At 48.5% G+C, this 10,078-nt stretch carries 7 protein-coding genes, 2 tRNA genes and 2 rRNA genes; 4 read left to right on the top strand and 7 right to left on the bottom strand.

What is annotated here, in order from left to right; genetic code table 11:
• The 6 genes from EQP46_RS22560 to EQP46_RS22535 all read right to left on the bottom strand — a co-directional run.
• Positions 1-209: ribosomal RNA gene (locus EQP46_RS22560) — 23S ribosomal RNA — on the bottom strand; the annotation flags it as partial.
• Positions 210-559: 350 nt separating this feature from the next.
• Positions 560-635, bottom strand: a tRNA-Ala gene (locus EQP46_RS22555).
• A 47-nt stretch (positions 636-682) separates the two neighbouring features.
• Positions 683-759 (bottom strand) — tRNA-Ile (locus tag EQP46_RS22550).
• 60 nt (positions 760-819) lie between these two features.
• Positions 820-2,372, bottom strand: a 16S ribosomal RNA gene (locus EQP46_RS22545).
• A 648-nt stretch (positions 2,373-3,020) separates the two neighbouring features.
• The gene (gene groL / locus EQP46_RS22540) at positions 3,021-4,658 is read right to left on the bottom strand and encodes a chaperonin GroEL (protein ID WP_129495753.1); all 1,638 of its coding nucleotides are present in this window, start codon (positions 4,656-4,658) and stop codon (positions 3,021-3,023) included.
• Between the two features lie 45 nt (positions 4,659-4,703).
• A complete protein-coding gene (locus EQP46_RS22535; protein WP_129495752.1) occupies positions 4,704-4,994 on the bottom strand; it encodes a co-chaperone GroES in 291 nt (96 codons plus the stop codon).
• A 278-nt stretch (positions 4,995-5,272) separates the two neighbouring features.
• Between EQP46_RS22535 and EQP46_RS22530 the strand changes: the two genes are divergently transcribed.
• On the top strand, positions 5,273-6,637 hold the full coding sequence (locus EQP46_RS22530) for an MATE family efflux transporter (protein WP_129495751.1): 1,365 nt from the start codon (positions 5,273-5,275) through the stop codon (positions 6,635-6,637).
• A gap of 21 nt (positions 6,638-6,658) precedes the next feature.
• On the opposite strand, the gene EQP46_RS22525 is transcribed toward EQP46_RS22530, so the two are convergent.
• Entirely contained in the window at positions 6,659-7,129 is a 471-nt protein-coding gene (locus tag EQP46_RS22525; RefSeq protein WP_129495750.1) for a MarR family winged helix-turn-helix transcriptional regulator, read from the bottom strand.
• Between the two features lie 158 nt (positions 7,130-7,287).
• Here EQP46_RS22525 and EQP46_RS22520 point away from each other — a divergent pair, with 158 nt between their 5' ends.
• Genes EQP46_RS22520 through maiA form a run of 3 tightly spaced genes read left to right on the top strand, consistent with a single transcriptional unit; the run spans position 7,288 to position 10,071 of the window.
• A complete protein-coding gene (locus tag EQP46_RS22520; protein ID WP_129495749.1) occupies positions 7,288-8,427 on the top strand; it encodes a homogentisate 1,2-dioxygenase in 1,140 nt (379 codons plus the stop codon).
• A 25-nt stretch (positions 8,428-8,452) separates the two neighbouring features.
• Positions 8,453-9,433, top strand: a complete 981-nt coding sequence (locus EQP46_RS22515) for a fumarylacetoacetate hydrolase family protein (protein WP_129495748.1) — start codon at positions 8,453-8,455, stop codon at positions 9,431-9,433.
• Between the two features lie 17 nt (positions 9,434-9,450).
• The gene (gene maiA / locus EQP46_RS22510; protein WP_129495747.1) at positions 9,451-10,071 is read left to right on the top strand and encodes a maleylacetoacetate isomerase; all 621 of its coding nucleotides are present in this window, start codon (positions 9,451-9,453) and stop codon (positions 10,069-10,071) included.
• Positions 10,072-10,078: the final 7 nt, after the last annotated feature.

Raw genomic sequence — 10,078 nt, 5'->3', positions numbered from 1 at the left:
GGGTACTTAGATGTTTCAGTTCCCCGAGTTCGCCTCCACACACCTATGTATTCAGTGTGGGATACGTGCTTATGCACGTGGGTTTCCCCATTCGGAAATCCCAGATTCAAATGGCTGTTACTGCCTTATCTGGGCTTATCGCAAGTTACTACGTCCTTCATCGCCTCTGACTGCCAAGGCATCCACCGTGTACGCTTAGTCACTTAACCATACAACCCCAAGAGGTCTTTATGTATGGACAAACAACCAAGGTGTTCTCGTTAAAGAACATACTCAAATTAATGAGTGGTTTTTCGCCGGACTCAAATATGTTCATCACTTCCGAAGAAGGATGAAACCAAGAACACTTGAATGTGTTTGGTGTTAATTCAAAAGAATTAACGTTTTGAGAACTTTTGTTTCATTACCTCTCGGGTAGAGAGATAAGAAACAGATTTCAATTTAATCGTTCGATTAAATTTACTAGTCAGCTTTCCAGATTTTTAAAGAGCAAAGTGATGTTTCTCTGTGAAGAGAATGTCCACTGTCTAAATACACTCGTGAGAATGTTTTTAGAGAGTGGTGGAGCTATGCGGGATCGAACCGCAGACCTCTTGAATGCAAATCAAGCGCTCTCCCAGCTGAGCTATAGCCCCATCAATGGTACTTAGTGAGTACACCAACATCSCCTGGGAGGAGATATTGGTGGGTCTGAGTGGACTTGAACCACCGACCTCACCCTTATCAGGGGTGCGCTCTAACCACCTGAGCTACAGACCCACTAAGTCTTTACTTTTCAACCTATACAATCTGTGTGGACACTTGCATCAATAGTATCGTTAAGGAGGTGATCCAGCCCCAGGTTCCCCTAGGGCTACCTTGTTACGACTTCACCCCAGTCATGAACCACACCGTGGTAAACGCCCTCCCGAAGGTTAAGCTATCTACTTCTGGTGCAGCCCACTCCCATGGTGTGACGGGCGGTGTGTACAAGGCCCGGGAACGTATTCACCGTAGCATTCTGATCTACGATTACTAGCGATTCCGACTTCATGGAGTCGAGTTGCAGACTCCAATCCGGACTACGACATACTTTCTGGGATTCGCTCCACATCGCTGCCTCGCTGCCCTCTGTATATGCCATTGTAGCACGTGTGTAGCCCTACTCGTAAGGGCCATGATGACTTGACGTCGTCCCCACCTTCCTCCGGTTTATCACCGGCAGTCTCCCTGGAGTTCCCGACATTACTCGCTGGCAAACAAGGATAAGGGTTGCGCTCGTTGCGGGACTTAACCCAACATTTCACAACACGAGCTGACGACAGCCATGCAGCACCTGTCTCACAGTTCCCGAAGGCACACCAGAATCTCTTCCGGCTTCTGTGGATGTCAAGAGTAGGTAAGGTTCTTCGCGTTGCATCGAATTAAACCACATGCTCCACCGCTTGTGCGGGCCCCCGTCAATTCATTTGAGTTTTAATCTTGCGACCGTACTCCCCAGGCGGTCTACTTAACGCGTTAGCTCCGAAAGCCACAGTTCAAGACCGCAACCTCCAAGTAGACATCGTTTACAGCGTGGACTACCAGGGTATCTAATCCTGTTTGCTCCCCACGCTTTCGCATCTGAGCGTCAGTCTTTGTCCAGGGGGCCGCCTTCGCCACCGGTATTCCTTCAGATCTCTACGCATTTCACCGCTACACCTGAAATTCTACCCCCCTCTACAAGACTCTAGCCTGCCAGTTCAAAATGCGGTTCCCAGGTTGAGCCCGGGGCTTTCACATCTTGCTTAACAAACCGCCTGCATGCGCTTTACGCCCAGTAATTCCGATTAACGCTCGCACCCTCCGTATTACCGCGGCTGCTGGCACGGAGTTAGCCGGTGCTTCTTCTGCAGCTAACGTCAAACGTAATGGGTATTAACCATCACGCCTTCCTCACTGCTGAAAGTGCTTTACAACCCGAAGGCCTTCTTCACACACGCGGCATGGCTGCATCAGGCTTGCGCCCATTGTGCAATATTCCCCACTGCTGCCTCCCGTAGGAGTCTGGACCGTGTCTCAGTTCCAGTGTGGCTGATCATCCTCTCAAACCAGCTAGGGATCGTCGCCTTGGTGAGCCATTACCTCACCAACTAGCTAATCCCAACTGGGCCCATCCCGACGCGAGAAGCCCGAAGGTCCTCCTCTTTGGTCCGTAGACATCATGCGGTATTAGCAGTCGTTTCCAACTGTTATCCCCCACGTCAGGGCAGGTTCCCAGCCATTACTCACCCGTCCGCCGCTCGCCGCCCAACAAATCACCCGAAGGGTCAATGTTGTCGCTGCCGCTCGACTTGCATGTGTTAGGCCTGCCGCCAGCGTTCAATCTGAGCCATGATCAAACTCTTCAATTAGAATTTTGTTGTTATCCCCATCTCCGAAGAAACAGTTCTAACGCTCAATGAATACTGAATTACTTTTTTGCCCGTAGGCAAAACTGCATTGCTGTGTTGAYAGTTCACTCCGAAGAGATTCACCATCTTGGTCACTCARTTCATTGATAAATCTTTATGTCTATCAAGTACGAGTGCCCACACAGATTGTATAGGTCAAATTGTTAAAGAACGTTGACTTGGTCACCGGCTTAACTCGCCGTGTTCCGTGTCGATGGGGCGCAGTATAGGGACTTCAGAAAATGGCGCAAGTGGTTTTTTGAAAAAAATCACACTTTCGCACTCAAATGTTCACAAAACACCCAAAAACCACGTTTTTGATTAAAAAACACACAGCAATGCATACAATCTTGATAGATCCGGTTCTAAAAATATGATCATTACTTCAATCAGGTTTCGTTTAAATGACGAGTTAGTGACCAGAAGAGTATTGAGTAAAGCACAGTTCGCGGGTTCTGCACGGAAATATTTTTGAGACAGATGCCTTTCAACGTCAGTAAAAATGCGGATCTTCGATATTTCGTTTGAAAAGCACTCAATAACCTTTTCTTTATATAGAAAAAAGCCCGCTTTCGCGGGCTTTCTCTATTTTTAGCTTAAACGGGATGATTACATCATGCCGCCCATGCCACCCATACCGCCCATATCAGGCATTGCTGGGCCATCTTGCTTAGGCAGCTCAGTCACCATTGCTTCAGTGGTGATCATCAGGCCAGCTACAGATGCTGCAAATTGCAGAGCTGAACGAGTTACCTTAGTTGGATCCAAGATACCCATATCAATCATGTCGCCATATTCGCCAGTTGCTGCGTTGTAACCGTAGCTACCTTCGCCAGCTTTAACGTTGTTAGCAACAACTGAGTCTTCGTCACCTGCGTTCAACGCGATTTGACGAATAGGTGCTTCCATCGCACGAAGTGCTACACGGATACCTACGTTTTGTTCTTCGTTGTCACCTTGAAGGTCAACAACTTTGCTCGCTGCGCGGATAAGTGCAACACCACCACCAGCAACCACGCCTTCTTCAACAGCAGCACGGGTTGCGTGCAGTGCATCTTCAACGCGGTCTTTCTTCTCTTTCATTTCAACTTCGGTTGCTGCACCCACTTTGATAACTGCAACGCCGCCTGCCAATTTAGCAACACGCTCTTGCAGTTTCTCTTTGTCGTAGTCAGACGTTGCATCTTCGATTTGCTGACGGATTTGAGAAACACGGCCTTGGATAGACACTTCATCACCTGCACCATCAATGATAGTGGTGGTTTCTTTAGTGATAGTGATGCGCTTCGCTTGACCTAGGTCTTCTAGCGTCACTTTCTCTAGTTCCATACCGATTTCTTCAGAAATCACAGTACCAGCAGTCAGTGTTGCGATGTCTTGCAGCATTGCTTTACGACGGTCGCCAAAACCAGGTGCTTTAACAGCAGCCACTTTCACGATACCGCGCATGTTGTTCACAACCAACGTTGCTAGTGCTTCACCTTCTACGTCTTCAGCAATGATCAGAAGAGGACGTGAAGATTTCGCGACTGCTTCTAGCGTAGGTAGCAGTTCACGGATGTTTGATACTTTCTTATCAACCAAAAGGATGAATGGGCTATCTAGATCAACAGAACCCGACTCTTGGTTGTTGATGAAGTAAGGAGACAGGTAACCGCGGTCAAACTGCATACCTTCTACTACATCAAGTTCATCTTGTAATGATTGACCTTCTTCAACAGTAATAACACCGTCGCGGCCCACTTTTTCCATCGCTTCTGCAATCAAAGTACCTACAGTCTCATCAGAGTTAGCTGAGATAGTACCTACTTGAGCGATAGCTTTAGTGTCTGCACATGGAACAGACAACGCTTTGAGTTCTTCAACAGCAGCAACAACCGCTTTGTCGATGCCGCGCTTCAGATCCATAGGGTTCATGCCCGCAGCAACAGCTTTCAAACCTTCAGCGATGATGGCTTGAGCAAGAACAGTTGCAGTCGTTGTACCGTCACCCGCAGCATCGTTAGCTTGAGAAGCAACTTCTTTCACCATTTGTGCGCCCATGTTCTGGAATTTGTCTTCCAGCTCAATTTCACGCGCGACAGATACGCCATCTTTAGTGATGACTGGTGCACCGAACGATTTGTCCAGAACCACGTTACGGCCTTTAGGACCTAGGGTTACTTTTACTGCGTTTGCTAGAACGTTTACGCCTTCTAGCATTTTAGTGCGTGCATCATTGCCAAATTTAACGTCTTTAGCTGCCATTTCTCTCTTCCTTTTTAAATCTGTTCTTCAGTGATGAAATAGTAATTACTCAACGATAGCCATGATGTCGTTTTCAGACAGGATCAAGACTTCTTTACCGTCAATTTTCTCCGTCTTTGTGCCGTAGCCTTCAGAGAAAATAACAGTGTCGCCAACTTTAACGTCCAGTGCTTGTACAGTACCGTTTTCAAGAATACGGCCTTTACCTACAGCAAGAACAACGCCGCGGGTAGATTTCTCAGCAGCAGAGCCAGTTAAAACAATGCCACCAGCAGATTTTGACTCAACTTCTTGGCGTTCAACGATTACTCGATCATGTAGTGGACGAATGTTCATTGGTCGTCTCCTGAATTAATGTAGTGATCCATAGGGGGAAATAAATGAGGAAACCACAGTCAGTGTTGTTTCCAAAGTACCTCATAAGTGGGGATGGGTTATCTCAATCCCAAGGGGGAAATTGCAAATTTTTTCCGTTTTTTTGCCTAATACCTTTTGCGGCATCACATTCTATCGATTAGGGTAGCCCTGCCTTTGACATAAGAAGGTGGAACAACTCTTTATCGACATTCCCGCTTTTCTTCATAAATAAAGAGAAGCAACTATCCGAGAGCGGTATGAAGGATAAACACGGACTTCTCACAGGCCCGATAGATCAAACCTTGAAAAATATGACCATCCCAATGGTGTTTGGTCTTGTTGCGATCTTGGCATTCAGCCTTGTCGATACCTTCTTTATCTCTTTGCTCGGTACCGATGCCTTAGCCGCTGTTAGTTTTACCTTCCCGATTACCTTTGCGGTGAATTGCATCACCATGGGGATCAGCGTTGGCGTCTCAACGAGCGTTGCACGACTTCTTGGAAAAAACTCGCTTAAAGAAGCAGCGCGTGTTTCAGGGCATGGGTTACTGCTGGCCATTCTTTTGGTTTTCGCCGCAAGTATGTTGGGTTTAGCCAACATCAATCCATTGTTCCAATTGCTCGGTGCGAAGGCGTCGCTCCTCCCACTGATACATGACTACATGCAAGTCTGGTATCTCACCATTCCATTGCTGGTCATTCCGATGGCTGGTAACTCTGCAATTCGGGCGACGGGAGATACCAAAACCCCCGCCAAGATCATGATAGTGGCAGGCATTATCAATGGTGTGCTCGATCCACTGTTAATATTTGGCCTTGGCCCTTTCCCTGAATTGGGCGTACAAGGAGCCGCCATTGCGAGTGCAATCAGCTGGGCAGGCGCCTTACTTTGCTCGTTGTACGTCTTAATAAAGAGGGAGAAACTGCTGGCCTGGCCGTCGCCGACAAAAATTTGGCAAGATTGGAAAGACATTCTGGCCATCGGTACACCTGCCGCCTTGTCGAATGCACTCAACCCTATCTTCGGTGCCATTTTGATGGCAATGCTTGCTAGCCAAGGGACGGCCAGTGTGGCGGCCTATGGTGCGGCACAACGCATCGAATCATTGCTACTTATTGTCATGATGGCGCTCACCTCGTCACTCACGCCTTTAATGGCGCAAAATTTTGGTGCTGGAAACCCATCGCGTGCCTTCGAAGGGTTGTTTCGTGCGATGCGGTTTTCCATCTTGTTTCAGTTGATCGTGTTTATCGCCATGGTGCCGCTCAGTCATCCTATCGCCACCTTATTTAGCCAAGAACCCGCGGTACAAGAAAAGCTCTGGCATTACCTATTGATTGTCCCTGCAAGCTACGGTTTGCAAGGCATCATGATGATGTTAGTAAGTGCATTGAACGCACTGAAAAAAACCGTATTGGCGTTTATTATGAACCTTATGCGTTTGTTCGTGTTGCTCTTACCACTGGCGTGGTTAGGCGGCGTGCTAGATCAAACCGAAGGGATGTTTATTGGCATCGCAATTGCCAATGCCATTTCGGGTATCATCGCCTATTTTGCAGCATTGGCGCTTCGCAAAAATACGCTCACGTCAGAGGCTACTGCGTTGGCGAGCAGCAAGTGAAACCAACTTATATCTGCCACTTCAAGGCTCACGGATAACGCAGTCTTCGCTTTGTTGCGTTTTGGCTGACAAGCTATCCAACATCGCCAGAAACGTTTGATAATGTTCTGGCGATAGTTCCGCGAGTAACTCTTTTTCCCATGCCTTCGCCCTAGGCACAACTTTGTCGTATAGCGCGCGGCCTTTTTCTGTCAGATGTAGGTATGCGGCACGCTGATCTCGATCATCTCGGGTCTTACACACTAACTCCCGCTTCTCCAACCCCACGAGCGTGCGAGAGACTTTGACTTTATCCAGGCTCGTTTCAACCGCTAACGCTTTTGCTTTAATGCCGTCTCGCGCACCCAATGACGCCAGTATTCGCCATTCAGGCCGAGTGATCCCAAATTCCTTCTCATAGATATGCGAAAGCGCATCCGCGACATGCGATGCCGTCTTCACCAACTTGTACGGTAAAAAGTCATCCAATAGAAAAGGTTGCGATACGCCCATGTTCATTTCTCCCTTCTTCATTGCGATCACTTATCCACTGTTGCCCCAAATAATTGCTCTACAGCCCTTGCCAATTGTTCAAAATTCGCACTATGCTGATTATAGTTTCAAATGAAACTATGTGGCAACCTTTCATCGCAGCAGTATCAGGAGGACGCATGCGAAAGTGGTTTTCATTTCCTCTCAAGGAAGGCGTGACCTCTCATCAAGCACATTGTGACTTGCCAGAAGGCACGTTTGAGCGAGAGTGCGGAAAAGAAGGATTCTTTGGTCCTGCAACGCACATGTACCACCAGCATGCGCCAACAGGATGGAGTGAATGGGAAGGTGATCTGCGTCCTCATGCGTTTGACACCAACAAGGTAGAAGAGGTGGGTGATAACCCAATGACTGCCCCTCTGCTGATGAGCAACCCCAATGTAAAGGTGCGACTCTGGCGTTGTGATACGGCCATGAAGTATTTAGCCCGAAACGGGGATGGCGATGATTGCCTCTTTATTCATGAAGGCTCGGGCTCTTTGTATTGCGATTATGGTCATCTCACTTTCACCGACGGGGATTACATCATCATTCCTCGTTCGACCAACTGGCGAATTGAACCTGACGCGCCGGTTACCATGCTGATGATCGAAGCCACACACGGCTCTTACCTCAATAGCGATCGCGGGATTGTTGGCGAACATGCCATTTTTGACCCTGCCATGCTCGAACATGCCACCATTGATGAGCGCTTTATTGCGCAGCGAAGTGACACTGAAACATGGCAAGTTCTCCTTAAATCACGGGATAGCATGAACCGTATCACCTACCCTTTTAATCCGCTCGATGCCGTGGGTTGGAAAGGTAACCTCACCGTATTTCGCTTGAACTGGCGAGACATTCGCCCACTCATGAGTCATCGCTATCACTTGCCCCCTTCCGCGCACACTACGTTTGTCGCAGATGGTTTCGTGATTTGTACGTTCGTGCCACGCCCTATCGAGTCCGACCCGGGGGCGCTAAAAGTGCCGTTCTACCATAACAATGATGATTACGATGAAGTCATCTTCTATCACCGTGGCGAGTTTTTTAGTCGAGACAATATTCACCCTGGCATGGTGACACATCACCCTTGCGGCTTTCCTCACGGCCCTCATCCCAAAGCGTTCGCCGCCGGAGCAAAACACGCTAAGACGGAAACGGATGAAGTCGCCGTCATGATCGACACACGCATGCCATTGGACATGGCAGAAGCCGCCAAACAAACCGAACTCGACGACTATGTTTTGTCATGGCGTACACCGCCACGTAACGCATAATGCCAAAGGAATGAAGGAGTAAATAATGAAACTGGCCTCCCTAAAACATCGCCGAGATGGAAAACTCATCATCGTCTCTCGCGATCTTCGCCAAGCCGTGGATGCATCTGATATCGCCAAAACATTGCAAGATGCTTTAGATGATTGGGATACCTTATCCCCACTATTACGCGCTCGTTATGATGCACTCAATGCTGACGATGTCTCAGGCCGTTTTCCTTTCGACCCCACCGCCTGCGCCTCGCCGCTCCCGCGTGCATTCCAATGGGCAGATGGCAGTGCATACGTGAATCACGTTGAACTCGTACGAAAAGCGCGAGGGGCCACCATGCCAGAGAGCTTTTGGACAGATCCGCTGATGTACCAAGGCATGTCCGATAAGTTCTTAGGCCCACGAGAAGACATCGCCTTATGCGATGAAGCATGGGGATGCGATTTCGAAGCCGAAGTTGCCGTGATCACCGATGACGTGCCAATGGCAGTATCACCCCAAGACGCATCACAGCATATAAAGTTGCTGATGCTGGTGAATGATGTGTCTTTGAGAAACCTGATCCCATCAGAACTCGCCAAAGGGTTTGGCTTCTTCCAATCGAAACCGGCTTCTGCTTTTTCGCCCGTCGCCGTCACACCGGATGAACTCACAGAACACTGGCAAGATGACAAAGTGCACCTGCCTTTAGAGGTGAATTTGAACGGCGAACAATTCGGCGCACCCGATGCCGGCGTAGACATGACATTCAACTTCTCAGAGCTTGTTGCTCACGCTGCGAAAAGCCGACATTTGGGATCGGGAACGATCATCGGTTCCGGCACAGTGTCGAATCTTGATCGTTCGAAAGGATCGTGTTGCATCGCAGAGAGACGAATGTTGGAAATTCTGGATCTTGGAGCACCTCAAACCCCGTTTTTACTCTATGGTGATAGGGTTAGCATCGAGATGCACGACAAGGAAGGTCGCTCAATTTTTGGAAAGATTGAGCAAGAGGTTGTCTCGTATGGGTAATAAAGGAAGAACAAACCGTGAAGCTCTATGACTACAATAAATCGTCAGCTTCGTACCGTGTTCGTATTGCTCTGAATCTAAAAGGCCTGAGTTACCACACTCAGGTCGTTTCTCTGTTGGATGGCGACCAAAAAGGCGATGCCTATTTGGCACTGAATCCGGCGGGATTGGTACCAACCTTGGTAGATAATGGCCAAGTGTTGACGCAATCATTAGCAATTATCGAGTACCTTGAAGAAACGTACCCGTCTCCCTCTTTATTACCCGCAGACCGAAGCATGCGCGCCAAGTGCCGAGCACTGGCTTACGATATTGCTTGCGATGTCCACCCTCTCAATAACCTACGCGTGTTAAAGCACCTTACCGGCCCTTTAGGGCACAGTGAGGATGAGAAATTAGAATGGTATTTGCATTGGCTTCGTGAAGGCCTAGGCGCACTGGAAAAGAAACTACAACACAGCCAAACCGCGTTCTGTTGTGATGACATTCCAACCCTCGCAGATATTTGCTTGGTTCCTCAATTGTTTAATGCCCGCCGTTTCGCGCTCGACCTGACACTCTACCCAACCTTGAAAGAGATAGAACAGCGTTGTCAGGCCCTACCTGCTTTTGACAGTGCGCACCCCGACAATGTGTAGGAGAAAG

The organism is Enterovibrio baiacu (genome assembly GCF_004120195.1).
In the GTDB taxonomy this organism is placed as follows: Bacteria; Pseudomonadota; Gammaproteobacteria; order Enterobacterales; family Vibrionaceae; genus Enterovibrio; species Enterovibrio baiacui.
The sequence above is the reverse complement of the archived record's forward strand: the minus strand, read 5'-3'. Positions and strand labels throughout refer to the sequence as shown.

Bases quoted from the DNA above. Each gene is read 5' to 3' on its own strand.
- groL (WP_129495753.1), bottom strand. From the start codon at position 4,658: ATGGCAGCTAAAGACGTTAAATTTGGCAATGATGCACGCACTAAAATG.
- EQP46_RS22535 (WP_129495752.1), bottom strand. From the start codon at position 4,994: ATGAACATTCGTCCACTACATGATCGAGTAATCGTTGAACGCCAAGAA.
- EQP46_RS22530 (WP_129495751.1), top strand. From the start codon at position 5,273: ATGAAGGATAAACACGGACTTCTCACAGGCCCGATAGATCAAACCTTG.
- EQP46_RS22525 (WP_129495750.1), bottom strand. From the start codon at position 7,129: ATGGGCGTATCGCAACCTTTTCTATTGGATGACTTTTTACCGTACAAG.
- EQP46_RS22520 (WP_129495749.1), top strand. From the start codon at position 7,288: ATGCGAAAGTGGTTTTCATTTCCTCTCAAGGAAGGCGTGACCTCTCAT.
- EQP46_RS22515 (WP_129495748.1), top strand. From the start codon at position 8,453: ATGAAACTGGCCTCCCTAAAACATCGCCGAGATGGAAAACTCATCATC.